This window comes from Coprococcus sp. RTP21204st1_G4_RTP21204_210225, from assembly GCF_040915385.1.
GTDB classification, from domain to species: Bacteria; Bacillota; Clostridia; order Lachnospirales; family Lachnospiraceae; genus Allocoprococcus; species Allocoprococcus comes.
Genome location: NZ_JBCPDP010000013.1, coordinates 14,322 through 28,525, shown reverse-complemented (window position 1 = coordinate 28,525; position 14,204 = coordinate 14,322). Strand labels below are relative to the sequence as shown.

12 protein-coding genes are annotated in these 14,204 nt (G+C 42.7%); 6 read left to right on the top strand and 6 right to left on the bottom strand.

The genetic code is table 11. The features are described 5' to 3' along the window. Positions 1-48: 48 nt before the first annotated feature. Positions 49-1,779 carry an ABC transporter ATP-binding protein gene (locus AB5213_RS11885; RefSeq protein ID WP_346997128.1) on the bottom strand — a complete coding sequence of 577 codons (1,731 nt, stop codon included), beginning with the start codon at positions 1,777-1,779 and terminating at the stop codon, positions 49-51. A 2-nt stretch (positions 1,780-1,781) separates the two neighbouring features. Then, entirely contained in the window at positions 1,782-3,530 is a 1,749-nt protein-coding gene (locus AB5213_RS11880) for an ABC transporter ATP-binding protein (RefSeq protein ID WP_368276748.1), read from the bottom strand. 352 nt (positions 3,531-3,882) lie between these two features. Here AB5213_RS11880 and AB5213_RS11875 point away from each other — a divergent pair, with 352 nt between their 5' ends. Further along, complete coding sequence (locus AB5213_RS11875) at positions 3,883-4,731, top strand: LysR family transcriptional regulator (protein WP_195488504.1); 849 nt, start codon at positions 3,883-3,885, stop codon at positions 4,729-4,731. Between the two features lie 133 nt (positions 4,732-4,864). On the opposite strand, the gene AB5213_RS11870 is transcribed toward AB5213_RS11875, so the two are convergent. Then, positions 4,865-6,049, bottom strand: a complete 1,185-nt coding sequence (locus AB5213_RS11870) for a sensor histidine kinase (RefSeq protein ID WP_368276747.1) — start codon at positions 6,047-6,049, stop codon at positions 4,865-4,867. After that, positions 6,046-6,741, bottom strand: coding sequence for a response regulator transcription factor (locus AB5213_RS11865; RefSeq protein ID WP_227084779.1), 696 nt, complete (start codon positions 6,739-6,741; stop codon positions 6,046-6,048). Before AB5213_RS11865 ends, AB5213_RS11870 begins: the two co-directional genes overlap by 4 nt. 122 nt (positions 6,742-6,863) lie before the next feature. Between AB5213_RS11865 and AB5213_RS11860 the strand changes: the two genes are divergently transcribed. The 3 genes from AB5213_RS11860 to AB5213_RS11850 are packed head-to-tail and all read left to right on the top strand — an operon-like array spanning position 6,864 to position 8,871. Beyond that, complete coding sequence (locus AB5213_RS11860; RefSeq protein WP_055155946.1) at positions 6,864-7,004, top strand: CD1871A family CXXC motif-containing protein; 141 nt, start codon at positions 6,864-6,866, stop codon at positions 7,002-7,004. Beyond that, positions 6,997-7,884 (top strand): 4Fe-4S binding protein, encoded by an 888-nt coding sequence (locus tag AB5213_RS11855; RefSeq protein ID WP_008371250.1) that lies wholly within the window; start codon positions 6,997-6,999, stop codon positions 7,882-7,884. The genes AB5213_RS11860 and AB5213_RS11855 overlap by 8 nt, the downstream gene beginning before the upstream one ends. A 42-nt stretch (positions 7,885-7,926) precedes the next feature. Next, the gene (locus AB5213_RS11850) at positions 7,927-8,871 is read left to right on the top strand and encodes a TlpA disulfide reductase family protein (protein WP_195368379.1); all 945 of its coding nucleotides are present in this window, start codon (positions 7,927-7,929) and stop codon (positions 8,869-8,871) included. Positions 8,872-9,091: 220 nt separating this feature from the next. Here the strand turns inward: AB5213_RS11850 and AB5213_RS11845 are convergent, their stop codons facing one another. Next, a complete protein-coding gene (locus AB5213_RS11845; protein ID WP_008371255.1) occupies positions 9,092-10,168 on the bottom strand; it encodes a M42 family metallopeptidase in 1,077 nt (358 codons plus the stop codon). A gap of 12 nt (positions 10,169-10,180) precedes the next feature. Beyond that, positions 10,181-10,942 (bottom strand): creatininase family protein, encoded by a 762-nt coding sequence (locus AB5213_RS11840; RefSeq protein WP_195508738.1) that lies wholly within the window; start codon positions 10,940-10,942, stop codon positions 10,181-10,183. A gap of 414 nt (positions 10,943-11,356) precedes the next feature. Between AB5213_RS11840 and AB5213_RS11835 the strand changes: the two genes are divergently transcribed. Both AB5213_RS11835 and AB5213_RS11830 read left to right on the top strand, forming a co-directional pair. After that, the gene (locus tag AB5213_RS11835) at positions 11,357-12,115 is read left to right on the top strand and encodes a GntR family transcriptional regulator (protein ID WP_215633780.1); all 759 of its coding nucleotides are present in this window, start codon (positions 11,357-11,359) and stop codon (positions 12,113-12,115) included. Between the two features lie 203 nt (positions 12,116-12,318). Next, positions 12,319-14,079 carry a diguanylate cyclase gene (locus AB5213_RS11830; RefSeq protein ID WP_368276745.1) on the top strand — a complete coding sequence of 587 codons (1,761 nt, stop codon included), beginning with the start codon at positions 12,319-12,321 and terminating at the stop codon, positions 14,077-14,079. The last annotated feature ends 125 nt before the right edge of the window (positions 14,080-14,204 follow it).

The window sequence follows — 14,204 nt, the reverse complement described above, 5'->3', positions numbered from 1 at the left end:
GCATGAAAAAACTCTCATTTTTTCATGCGCCCCGTGACGTATTCTGTTTTATGACACTGCCTGGAACTGGCTGTTATACAGATGACTGTAGAAGCCGCCTTCTTTCAGCAGTTCTTCATGGGTTCCCTGCTCAATGATCTTACCGTCTTTCATGACGAGGATCAGGGAAGCGTTGCGGATCGTAGACAGGCGGTGTGCAACGACAAAGCTTGTACGACCTTTCATCAGGTTATCAAATGCTTCCTGTACCTGCAGTTCGGTACGGGTATCGATACTTGAAGTCGCTTCGTCCAGGATCAGCATTGGCGGCAGACAGAGCATAACTCTTGTGATACACAGGAGCTGTTTCTGTCCCTGGCTGATGCTGTCCTCATGCAGGACGGTATCAAGTCCCTGCGGAAGTCTGCGGATGAAATCCCAGCTTTTTGCCTCTTTTGCTGCCCGGATGATTTCTTCATCCGTGGCATCCGGTTTTCCGAAGCTGATATTTTCACGGACAGTACCGGATTTGATCCAGGTATCCTGAAGCACCATACCGAAGCTCTTTCTGAGCGAATGTCGGGAAATCTCATCGATCGGTTTACCGTCGATACAGATTTTTCCGGAATCCACGTCATAGAAGCGCATCAGGAGGTTGATAAATGTTGTTTTTCCGCATCCGGTAGGACCTACGATCGCAATACGCATACCAGGTTCAACCTGAAGGTTAAAGTCTTCAATCAGAGATTTACTCTTGTCATAGCTGAAATCTACGTGGTCGATATCCACATTTCCATCCACCTTTTCAAGTACTTCAGAAGAATCGTTTACTTCTTCCGGTTCTTCTAAGAGGTCAAAGATACGTGTCGCACATGCAAGGGCGTTCTGCATTTCCGTGATTACGGATGTAATGTCGTTGAATGGCTTCATGTACTGGTTCGCGTAAGAAAGCAGTACGGAAAGACCGCCGACAGTCAGGGCTCCAAGCGGGATCAGGAATGCACCTGCAAGTGCTACGGCAGCGTAAATAATGTTGTTTACGAAACGGGTGGACGGATTGGTAAGGCTGCTGTAAAATACGGCTTTCTGGCTGTATTCTTTGAGTTCTTTATTGATCTCATCAAAACGCTTTGAAGCCTTGTCCTCATATCCGAATGCCTTGACAACCTTCTGATTTCCGATCATTTCCTCGATCAGAGCAGTCTGTTTTCCACGAGTTTCACTCTGCTTTTTAAACATGGTAAAAGAGCGTGAGGAAATAAATTTTGCCACCAGGAAGCTGAGTGGTGTCAGAAGGATGACCATCAAAGTGATCCACACGTTCTTGGAAAACATGAAGATCAAGGTTACAACAACGGTCACAACGCCGGAAAATAACTGGGTAAATCCGAGCAGTAATCCGTCAGAAAGGATATCGGTATCGGCAATGATACGGCTCACAATATCGCCGGTGCTGTGCTGGTCCAGATAAGAAAGCGGAAGTTTCTGGATGTGGCGGATTGCCTGGGATCGGATATCCTGTACAATATGATAGGTCATGCGGTTATTGACAAGGTTCATGATCCAGATTGCGGCTGCAGCGATCACTACGAACAGAAGAATCTGCTTCAGATAGAGCCACATCTGGGTAAAGTCTACATTGTGCGCTGCTACGATCTCATCAATCGCATTACCGAAGAGAACCGGCACATAAAGCTGAAGAACCACTGATATTCCGGCAAGGATGATGCTGAGGATCAGGAGGACCCAGTATTTTCCGATATATTTAAAAAGCTTTTTCATTACACTGTCTTTTTTCATACCTACATCTCCCCTCTTTCATATTTTGCACGGTCTTCCGGGAACTGTGAGAAATAGATCTCACGATAAACTTCGCAGGATTTCATAAGTTCATCATGTGTACCGGATCCGGCGAGTTCTCCATTATCTAATACTAAAATCTTGTCTGCCTGGCGGATGCCTGCAACCCTCTGGGATACCAGGAAGGTTGTTGTCCCTCCTTCCAGTCCTGCGAGGGCTTTCCGAAGTGCTGCGTCAGTTGCAAAATCAAGTGCGCTTAAGCTGTCGTCGAGGATCAGGATTTTCGGCTTTTTCACAAGAGCGCGGGCAATGGTAAGACGTTGACGCTGTCCACCGGAAAGGTTCTTTCCGTTCTGTTCGAGCATGAAATCAAGCTGTCCGTCTTTTCCTTCTACGACTTCTTTTGCCTGTGCAACTTTCAGTGCATCCCAGATCTCGGAGTCAGATGCATTTTCATTGCCCCATTTCATGTTATCGCGGATGCTGCCTTTGAAAAGGACGGAGCGCTGCTGTACGATTCCGACTTTGTCGTGAATTTCCTGATTGGTGAGCTCTTTTACATTGCGTCCATTCAGTTTAACGGTTCCGCAGGTTACATCATAGAAACGGGAGATCAGGCTGACCAGAGTGGATTTTCCGCATCCGGTACCACCGATGATACCGACTGTCTGCCCTTTTTTTACAGAGAAACTGATATCAGAAAGGCTTGATGCACCGGCACCTGCATAGGTGAAGGATACCTTGTCGAATTCAACTTCATTTGCAGAAGGATCTGCCTTTGCAGAAGGGGTTTCCGGGTAATGCATGGTAGTCCTGATATCCAGGACACCGGCTACACGGTCTGCACATGCCATCGCCTTGTTCAGTGTAATGATCAGGGAAGCCAGCTTGATCAGCTCGACGATCATCTGTGCCATGTAGTTGTAAAGCGCGACAACCTGTCCCTGATGCATGGTTCCGAGATTGACCTGGAGTCCTGCTCTTGCGATCAGAATGACAGTTGCAATGTTGATCAACACGTAGGTAAATGGATTTAACAGGGCGGAAATTCTTCCGACAAATTCATTTAACCTGGTCAGTTCGGTGTTGCTCTTTTCAAATTCATTTACGGACTCTTCTTCGCGGCAAAATGCGCGGATCACGCGGACACCTGTCAGATTCTCACGGGTAAGTCCTGTGACGCGGTCCAGGGCAGCCTGCACTTTTTTGAAAAGCGGGATGCTGACCAGCATAATGAAAATGACGCCGACAAATAAAAGAGGGATAGCCACAACGAATACCAACGCACATTTAAAGTTGATCGTAAATGCCATGATCATCGAACCGATTACGATAAACGGACTTCTCAGAAGAAGACGAAGTCCCATGTTGATGCCGTTCTGGACCTGGTTGATATCATCGGTCATCCGTGTGATCAGGGTGTCCGTACCGATCGTATCAAGTTCGGTAAATGAAAAGCCCTGAATGTGGTCAAATACGGCCTGTCTTAAATTGGTTGCACAGCCGACACTCGCTCTTGCAGCAAAATACTGTGCGGTAAAACTGCAGCTAAGACCGACTGCAGCCATGAGGATCAGCACCAGGAACATCTTTACGATGTAGCCGTGGTCATTGTTTGCAATACCAATATCAATGATCTTGGCGACAACCACCGGAACCAAAAGGTCAAATACGACTTCCAGCAGTTTGAATAATGGTGCAAGAATACTTTCTATCTTGTATTCTTTCAGATAAACCCAAAGTTTCTTCAAACACACTCACTCCTGTTCTTTACTTCTTAGTTTTTTCTTGACCTACTCATTATAATGCGCTACCATCAATATGAATAATATTGTTTTTATGACAGCTTAATATAAAAAAAGTATAACAATGTGAGTGGCAAAAGGTATTTTGACCTATTTGATACCAGATTGCTACGTGCTTTGCACTCTCGCAATCCTCAAAAACATTCGTAATCCGCTCATTTTTCTTTGAAAAATGGCTACTTACTCATGTTTTTGGCGGGTCAAGAGGTCAAAAATCCTCTTGCAAGCAAGCTTGCATCGGCTTTCTGACCTTTTGACCCTGGTATCATCATATAACTAAACGGAGGGAAAAAAGAAAATGGAACTCAGACAGCTGGAATATTTCCGGGAAATCGCGAATACGGGAAGCATCAATGAAGCGGCGAGAAAGCTCAATATGTCACAGCCACCCCTCAGCTATCAGATCAGGCAGTTGGAAAATGAACTGAACGTGCAGCTGTTTGAGCGTACCCATAAAGGGGTGATCCTGACGGCGGCAGGTAAGCTTTTGTATGACCGTGCGGCGAGCCTTCTGGATTATGCCAGATCGACAGAGCTTGAGGTGTCCCAAACGGGTAAAAAAAGGGTTCTGAGAATCGGGATCACGCCGACGACGGTCGGCACAGTCATGCCGTTTATCGCAGAATTTTCAAAGAAAAATCCCGACGTGAATTTTGAGGTTCACGACGGGATCACGTATACGTTATATGATTATCTTCAGGAAGGGATCATCGATATTTCGGTTGTCCGCACGCCGCTCCGGCTGGATGATGTGGAGTCCGCAGTCCTGCATTCGGAGCCGATGATCGCTGTCTCCAATCCGGAGATGCCTTCAAAAAGGCGGAAATCGCTCATTCTTGAAGATTTGGTCCACAAACCGTTAATTCTCTACCGGCGCTATGAAAAGCTGATTATGGATGCATTTCACGCGCAGAATCTGGTTCCGGAGGTGTTCTGCCTGTGTGATGATGCCAGGGGCGCTACCCTCTGGGTGAAGGAAGGGCTTGCCACGGCGATCTTCCCGCAGTCCATGGAGCCGCTTTGCGAAGGGCTGACTTGTCAGGTGCTTGATGAACCGGATCTGGTGACGAAGATCCTTCTGATCTGGCAGAAGGGGCGGAAGCCGACGGCAGTGGTGCAGGATTTTATGGATGTCTGTCTGAAATAATTTAAACCGTATCAAAAATAATAATTCTTAGTTTATTTTTGATACGGTAAGTGAATTGTAAGACGGATTCGCCATGTTCTGGCAGGTGGAAGCGATAAACATCAGTAGGATCGATTTGCGAATTGTTTTTCGATTATACTGCTTTTTCAAAGTCTGCTCCTATACCCATTTTCACTTCAAATGTCGTTCCGCTATGCTTATTTGTATAAACTTCAATCGTTCCGTCATGAACCCGCACAACTTCTCGCACCATCGCAAGGCCAAGCCCCACACCTCCGAGTTCCCGGCTTCTTGACTTATCTACCCGGAAGAACGGTTCGAAGATCTGCTCCCTGAATGCTTCATCAATTCCATTTCCTGTATCCGAAACCGTCAGAACAACTTCGTTCTTCTCCCTTATTGCCGATACCGTAACGGATCCATTTTCCCGATTATATTTAATCGCATTTTCCACAAGATTATATAGCATTCTGTAAATCAGAATATCACTCCCGATCAAAAACAATTCTTCATCAGCCTTTGCTCCTGCTCCCTGTGACTTCTGTATCAGTTCAACCTTTTTTTCCTGTGCCAGCGGTTCCAGATCTGTCAGCACTTCCTCGATCAGACTATGGAGCTCAATTCTGTCATTTCGCGATACGGTCTGTAATTCGCTCATATCCAAAAGCGTTCGGACCAACTTGCTAAGACGTTCATTCTGCTCCGTTACCATCTGAATTGTCTCTTCTGCCACTGCGGTACTCTCCGGATGTTCTGTTGTATGGTATAGATCCAGTTGTGCCTGGATTAAAGCCAGTGGAGTACGTAACTCATGTGCTGCATTTCCCGTAAACCGGCGCTGCGTCTCGAATGATTCTGAAAGCCGTATAAGCATCTTATTGTAAGATATGCGAAGTCTGTCCAGCTCTGCAATCTTATTCTCTTCGATCGTATAATCTTTCAGATTCTGTGCCTGAACTTTTTCCACTGTCTCTGAAAATTTCCTAAGTGGTTTCAATGCCCGTCCACTGATAAAATAAGTCGCTGCGCCGCCAAACAGCGCTACAATAGCAGTAATCAGAAGGCTTCTGCTTCTATAATCTGATTTGGAGTTATAAACCTTCATGGAAAACTGTGCCACAAAGTCATCCCACTCATTATCCGGAATATCAATGTACACCGATTCCGGTTCTGTGCCCTGATCCGTGATAGACTCCTGAAGCGTATCGAAATAATAGACTCCGTTTTTATATAAGAAAAAGGTAAGACATCCGCATAATATGGTGATCAACACGGTTGTAAGAAGTGTTAATTTCCACTGGAGTGATATTTTCTTCATGCTTTGCTATTTCCTCCTATCTTATAGCCCTCACCGATTTTGTTCACGATTGGATCATATCCGAGTCCTGCTTTCAGTTTTTTTCTCAAAGAAGACATATGTACTCGGATGGAACCGCTAAAACTATCCACAGAAGAATCCCAGACATGCTCGATCAGTTCTTCCTGACTGACCGGTCTTCCCTGATTTAAAAGGAGATATTCTAAAATCCCATTTTCTTTTCTCGTCAACGCAACCGGGTTATCGTCTGCATATGCAACCCTTTCTCTCGTATCAAATCGTAGTTTTCCGCATTCCAGACAGATATTTTTTTGTATAAATTTTCTTCTTGTCAGGCTTCTCACGCGCGCTTCCAGCTCCTGCAGGTGAAATGGTTTTTCCATATAATCATTTGCACCGGAATCTAATCCTTCAACTTTATCTGCGATCTGACTTCTCGCAGACAGGATCAATACTTTTGTCTCTTCATTTTCTTTGCGAAGTTCCCGAAGGATCTCCATCCCATCCACCCCGGGCAGGTTAAGATCAAGCACGATCAGGTCATACAGTTCCGCATAGATCATCTCCAGTGCCTGCTCTCCGTCATTACACATGTCCACCTCATAACCTGCCAGATGCAGACTTTTCGCGATCATATCACATAATTTCTTTTCATCTTCAACAACTAATAATCTCAATTTACTTTTCTCCATTTTCTTAACAGGAAATTTACATCCCATATTATATAATGTAGTCACTGAACGGTCAATAAGCCGACTTTGAGCAATAACATTGAAAGGAGCAGTTACTATTTACAGTAACAAGTGGTATCTTAATGAAATCAGAAAAAGCAACACAAATTTTTTTACTTGCAGCCGGTCTTGTATTTTTCCTTGTCGGGATTTACCGTGGAGAAGCTGCAACTGTACTCAGTAAGGCAATAAAATTATGTATGGAGTGTGTCGGAATTGGATAAGAAATTAAAATCAAACAAGAACTTCCTGGTTCGTTTCCGCGGATGGTTTCAGGCAGCTGCAACACTGCTGACCAATCTTCATATTCCGAATCTGTTTAAAGGGAAAATTTATCAGGGAAAGGTAAAAACTATATGTGTACCCGGACTGAACTGCTACTCTTGCCCGGCTGCCACAGGTGCCTGTCCGATTGGAGCTTTCCAGGCTGTAGTCGGTTCATCAAAATTCAAGTTCACCTACTACATCACCGGATTCTTTATCTTGCTGGGAGTTCTGTTAGGACGATTTATCTGCGGTTTTCTCTGTCCGTTTGGATGGTTTCAGGATCTGTTGCATAAAATTCCGGGTAAGAAACTGTCTACTGCAAAACTAAAACCCCTGCGGTATCTGAAATACGCGGTTCTGGCCGTTTTTGTTATACTGCTTCCGGCATTTGTGACTAATTCGCTGGGGATGGGCGATCCATTCTTCTGCAAATACATATGTCCACAAGGCGTACTTGAAGGTGCAATTCCACTGGCACTTGTTAATTCGGGAATCCGCGCGGCACTCGGACACTTATTTACGTTTAAGTTTACAATCCTTGTATTTGTAATTATCTTAAGCATTTTGTTTTACCGTCCATTCTGTAAGTGGATCTGCCCGCTTGGTGCCATCTACTCGCTGTTTAACAAAATATCATTACTTAAGATTAAGGTGGATCCTGAAAAATGTGTTAACTGTCAAAAATGCAGCCATGCCTGCAAAATGGATGTAAATGTAGTAGACACACCGGATCACCCGGAATGTATCCGATGTGGAGCATGTATGAAAGCCTGTCCGACAAATGCGATCTGCTATCATTACGGATTTTCAGGCAAGAAACAGGCTGACAATAAATAAGCAAAAATGAATCAAATGATATTCAAAAGGAGATTAAAAATCATGAAAAACAAAACAAGTAGAACAAACTCAATGAAATTAAAAAAAGTAATTGCGGCATCTCTTGCCGTTTTCATTCTTTTTGCATTCACAGGTTGCAAAACTTCATCCGGTTCCGCAACAACTGAAAGCTCAAAGCAGGAAGATACTTCCACAACAGATTCAAGCAGTTCGGGTGATCTGAATGAAAAGCTGAATGACCTTTACCAACAGGAAAACCAGATTTTTGCAGATCACAAAGATGTGTGGGACAAAGCATTTGGCTTTATGAGCAAGAACATTGACGATGATACCAAGAATGAAAACTATGCGGACTTTCTTGCAAATATAATAGAATCAAACAAAGATTCTTTCTCCGAAGAAGAATATGCTACTCTGAGTAAAGACATTGAAACGATCCGCGGTATTGAAGAAGAAATTGCAAAACTTGAAAAAGAAATTGCCGCAGCTGATCCTTCCGGCAGTAGTTCCTCCGGCACAGATGACTCTACAGGTGTGTTTCACGGTTTCAAAGGGAAAGACCTGGATGGTAATGATGTAGATGAAAGCCTTTTCGCCAAAAATAAAGTTACGGTTGTAAACTTCTGGTTCAGCGGATGCAAGCCTTGCGTTGAAGAACTTTCTAAACTGAATGAATTAAATGATACAATTAAGGAAATGGGCGGTGAAGTTGTTGGTATCAATACAGATACATTAGATGATAATCAGGATGGTATCAAAGAAGCGAAAGAAATCTTGAAGGCCAAGGGAGCTTCCTACAAAAACCTGACTTTCGATTCCGATTCAACAGTTGGAAAATATGCAGGAAACATTATGGCATTCCCGACAACAGTTCTCGTAGATAAAGACGGAAATATCGTTGGCGAACCTTTCATGGGCGGAATCGATGATCAATCAAACTACGAGCAATTAATGAAACAAATTCAGTCCATACTTGATCAGGAATAATTCATTTACTGAAGATGTATGCTAAATGAGGCTGTCGCATTAGTGCGGCAGCCCCTATTTTTTTGGTGTATCCCTATTTATCAGGATTCCATGTTTAACCTTCTGCTAGATCTGAAGTGTTCCTAATGCTTTGTTTATGATTTAGGTAACATTCAAGCGTAGCAATACAATTCTCTGTTAGTATGTCTCGAAAATGCTTTGTTTCTTTTATGTATTGTATTTAAAAACTCATAACCTGCTCTTCGTCAAGTCTTTTAAGAATTTCGCATGCCAGCTTAACAGCGTTATCAAAGTCGCTATAAGCTGAAATTCCGTAATGTGTATGTGCATAGCGAACCGGAACTCCGATAACGATAACTGGAACCGCTTTTTCAGTCAGATGTATAGCTGCACCGTTGGTTGAACCGGCACTGCGAACTGCATCCTGAACCGGAATACCAAGCTTTTCTGCCAGATCCAGTGCATATCTTTGATAATGCGGATTGGTGATCATACGGGCATCAATGTGACGCAGCATCGGTCCTCGCTTGATAGCTGTCTGAACCATATACGACTCAACGCAGGTATCATCTGCCGGGCAGCCTTCAAAAACAATTGCGATATCCGGCTTAATTACCTGTGCTGTCACAGTGGCACCGCGTACACCAACTTCTTCCTGTGCTGCACAAGCGCCAACAATATCCACATTCAGCTCCTGACCAGCCAGGGTATGCATAGTCTTAAGAATTGCCGCACATCCCAGACGGCAGTCAAAGCTCTTGCCAACCATCAGATCTGTGGTTTCTGAATATGTAAATGTCACATCCGGCACTACGGGTTCACCGATACGAATGCCGAACTTTTCAACCGCCTCTTCTTTAGAAACAGCGCCAACATCTACCGTGATATCTTTCATATCCAGAGGTGCTTTACGCTCCTGCTCTGTCATGAAATGCGGAGGCTTGCTGGCAGTAAGCCCCGGAATATATTCTCCGAACCGGTTGCGAACCAAGACTTTATGAGCCGGAATATTGTGGTTAACCCAACCTCCGATCTGAATGATGCGGAGAGTTCCGTTCGGGCAGATAGCCTGCACCATAAAACCAACCTCATCACTATGTGCGTCAAGCTGAACAACCGGACGTTTGCCGTTATTTTCTTTACGGCGGATATATAGGTTGCGCATGCGATCTTCTGTAATTTCTCCGAGTCCTTCTGCGTAAGGACGAATCGCTGCAACCACTTCATCTTCGAAACCGGATGTACCGTTTGCATTTGAAATTGCTGCAATCATTTCCAACGTTGTTTTTTTATCCATTATGACACCTCTTTATGAAAGTTTTATTTTCTTGAATTCTTCCATGAAATCAACAATATAGTTTGCTGTAGTCTCAAGCATTTCCTTTCCCCACTCTTCTGTAGCGGTACTCGGATGATCCGGTCCGATCCAGCCGTTGTCTGTTACATGCGGAGTATTGCGAATAATATCAACGTTAACTCCCTTGAACTCAACAGAATGGAAACCGGTTGTCTTCAGATTATCAGACAGGTGCTTAAACTGAAGTTCACCACCTATCTCACTCTTATCAACTAAAGACGGATCAATTCCAAGAATCGCAGCTGTTTCCTCACCACCGCCGTGACCGCCTTTCCACGCCGGGTTCATATCCCATGCCATCAGCCACCAGTTAAGCATAGCCACCAGACAGCCCTTATCTTCGAATTCCATGCCAAGGCGTTCAATCATCTTGATGTTTCCGCCATGTCCGTTCAGGAAAACGAATTTTCTTGCGCCGTGACGATACAGACTCAGAAAAATCTGACGGCAAAATTGATAGAGTACCTCATTGTCAATATCAATTGTACCCGGATACGGAGCTAAATACTGGCAGGAACCATATGGAATGGTCGGAGCAATCAAAACATCACTCTTCTTCTCGATTTTTTCCAACAAATGCTCCGGAATCAGTGTATCGGTTCCAAGCGGCATATGACGGCCGTGACACTCAATACTGCCGATAGAAATAAGTACCATATCGTTTTTTTTAAAATATTCTTGAGCTTTCGGCCAGGTCAAATTTGTAAGTCTCATAAGTTCTCTCCTTCCTACTATAATTATTCTTCTCAACTGAAAATCGGACTATTCGGAAACCAGACAGTCCGACATCCATCAATTACTGCGTTGCTTCCTATTCCCCTTTAGGATTTTTTTATGACAATGCAGAATTTTTGAGCTACTCTTGATAACCCAAGTATAGTCCATGCAAATATGATTGTCAACAATTTCAACTTAATGTTAACAGCGGGAAAATAGTGCTTTCGTTTTTGCTAACAATCCACTATAATTATAATAAGTTTTTTGCTAACGGACAAAAGACATCCGTATAATTTTTTCTATTAATTAGTAAGAAAATGAAACATGCGAGAAATTGGCGGTATGTTCTACTATGAACCAAGCGTACCTATCGAAAACGGATACTTATTCTGAAAATTTTATGAGGTAAATATGCAGAAACAACGAAAAACATCAAATACTACTACATCAGAAATTGTTCTTGAATCTCTGCGGGAGCAGATCATCAATGGAATCCTTCAGCCTCAAGAAAAACTGGTAGAGGCTGAAATTGCCCGGAAATTCGGACTCAGCCGAGGTCCTGTGCGCGAAGCACTCCGACAGCTCGCCGTCGAAGGTTTAGTCGATTACTGTCCTAACAAAGGATGTACAGTCGCACTGCTTTCTCCACAAGACGCTTATGAAGTCTTTTTTTTGCGCGGCAGCTTTGAAAAACTGGCAATCCAAAAAAGTAACTGCCTCCTTAGTGACTATAGTCTCATGATAATGGAAGCCAGTATTGAAGAATTTCGAAAGGCTATTCTCGAAGGTAATACTATGAAGGCTGTTCGTGCAGATGAGACATTCCACCTGCAGATCATTCGTTCTGCCCAGCTTAACCGACTGACCAAAATGTGGGAGCTGCTGAGTCCACTGAATGGTGCCATGTTCCTCTCGGTTCAAAATGCTAATCGCTTTGGACAGTTAAGCGGAGATGCTGAAACGCTTCAGAATGCCAAATGCTTAGAACCAAACACACCGGATCAAAATACCTCTTATAACGGAAGCGCTGCAGTATGGACACACCAATGTCTGTTGGAGGCCATCCGGATTAACGATCTCCAGACAACCTGTGATCTTCTGGATCAGCATTATGAAGAAACCGGCAGACGTGTATACAGACTTTCACTCATGAAAGAACAGAACTTTTGATCCATTTCATTAATAATGGTTTGAGGGGTTCATAATATGTTTCTTTTGTCTCTTGGATCGACTTCATCAGCAAGGATTTCTTTCATTTCATGTATAAGGATTATGCACAGTCCGTTTTTTCATAAAACTTATTCTGTTTTTCAACTTCTGTGATATAATGCTTTATTATAAATAATTCCCATGGACAAAATGAGGTGAACCGAGTGAAAAAGAAAACACTTGTGCCTCTTATCATTTTTTTACTGGGCATATGCCTTGTTAGTTTGATTGTATACAAAACAGATACCCACGAAAAAGAGCAGAGACACATAACAGCACAATTAAACGTAGCCACCTATGGCGAACGAATAAAGAATGAAATTACAAATGGAATTGAGATCACAGATACCTTGAAGCAAATCTTAATAAGTGAAGATGGCGAAATCCATCAGTTTGAAACAATTGCAGGAAATCTTATGTCTGATTCTATTGAAAGTGTACAGCTCGCTCCTAATGGTGTTGTTACAGATATTTATCCGGCTAATGAAAAGGAGGCAGGTAAGATTGATTTGATCCATGATAAAGACCGCGGAAAAATTTCCTGTTACGCAAGAGACAACCATACAATCATTACGCAGGGCCCCTTCAAATTAGAACAGGAAGGATATGGAATTGCAGTCCGCAATCCCGTATATCTGAAAGATAAAAACGGACATGAGTATTTCTGGGGATTTACTATTGTTATCCTGCGTGTTCCGGATATTTTTTCAGATTCAATCAGTGCACTTTCAAATTTTGGATACGAATACAAAATTTCAAAAACAGACGCTCCATGGAGTGATACTTATAAAGTGGTTTATCAATCAGATGGGCAAATAAATCGTCCTGTTTCTTATACATTTACAATAGGAGATGAAAACTGGAAATTTGAAGTAACTCCTAAAAGTGGATGGAGAAATACCACATTACTGATAATCATCATCGGAATATTTCTTACAATAAGCCTTCTCCTGTCAGTTCTTACCAGAGTATGGTTAGTAGCAAAAGAACATAAGAAAAAGTTTCAGATACTGGCGCACACAGATTCTCTTACAAATATTTATAACCGCTATGGATTTGATGAATTTGCAGAAAAAATGATTCAAAAAAATCCAAAAGCACATTTTGTGGCTGCTCTCCTTGATATCGATGATTTCAAGTTTATTAATGATATCTATGGACATAATTACGGAGACAGGGCACTAAAGAATCTTGCAGACAGCATGAAGACTTTTTTCCCATCCGATGCATTACTTGGAAGAAATGGTGGTGACGAATTCTGCATTCTTTTACCAAATTGTACCTTTGCAGAAGCAGATATACAGCTGCAGAAATTCACTAAACTTCCTAAATCATTCTCATACCATGGTAAGGAACATGCATTTTATATTTCTCTAGGATATGCAGAATATCCAACATTTGCATCCAATCGTTCACAACTCATGCGCTGCGCAGATGCCGCTCTTTATGAAATAAAGCTTCATGGAAAAAATGGATGTATGGTCTACAGAGAAGGATTTCGGTCAGGTGCCCGCAAACAGCTTGGATTCGCATTCAAGGATATCGCGGAACATCTTCCAGGTGCATTCATCATATACAGAGCTGACAAAGAAGATGATGAACTATTTTTTGCAAATGATGAATTTCTTCATATGTCAGGATATAAAGATATAGATGAACTGTTCAGACTTACTAAGAAAAGTTTTCGCAACTTGATCCGGGAAGATGAACAGCAACGGATAGAATCAAGTATCTGGGAACAGATTGACAGTGGTAATGAAAATGACTATATTCACTTCCATCTTCGAAAAGCTGACGGAACTTATTTTTCTGTGCTTGATCATGGAAGAATTGTAGAGAACCCGCAATACGGAAAGGTATTTTACGTATTGTTCATGGATTGGAAAGATATGCATATTCGTTACAATGATAAATTCGCAAGATAATAAAATATTGCAAAAAAACAGAGCGTATGATCTATTTTCATATTAATACTTGGTTTGAAAACTGATGGAAGAATAACACGATACTGCGATAGAATAAGGAAAACGGTTAAACTAACTATTGCTGA

Coding starts and splice junctions, on each gene's coding strand:
- AB5213_RS11885 (WP_346997128.1), bottom strand. CDS start 1,779: ATGAAAAAAGACAGTGTAATGAAAAAGCTTTTTAAATATATCGGAAAA.
- AB5213_RS11875 (WP_195488504.1), top strand. CDS start 3,883: ATGGAACTCAGACAGCTGGAATATTTCCGGGAAATCGCGAATACGGGA.
- AB5213_RS11870 (WP_368276747.1), bottom strand. CDS start 6,049: ATGAAGAAAATATCACTCCAGTGGAAATTAACACTTCTTACAACCGTG.
- AB5213_RS11865 (WP_227084779.1), bottom strand. CDS start 6,741: ATGGAGAAAAGTAAATTGAGATTATTAGTTGTTGAAGATGAAAAGAAA.
- AB5213_RS11860 (WP_055155946.1), top strand. CDS start 6,864: ATGAAATCAGAAAAAGCAACACAAATTTTTTTACTTGCAGCCGGTCTT.
- AB5213_RS11850 (WP_195368379.1), top strand. CDS start 7,927: ATGAAAAACAAAACAAGTAGAACAAACTCAATGAAATTAAAAAAAGTA.
- AB5213_RS11845 (WP_008371255.1), bottom strand. CDS start 10,168: ATGGATAAAAAAACAACGTTGGAAATGATTGCAGCAATTTCAAATGCA.
- AB5213_RS11840 (WP_195508738.1), bottom strand. CDS start 10,942: ATGAGACTTACAAATTTGACCTGGCCGAAAGCTCAAGAATATTTTAAA.
- AB5213_RS11835 (WP_215633780.1), top strand. CDS start 11,357: ATGCAGAAACAACGAAAAACATCAAATACTACTACATCAGAAATTGTT.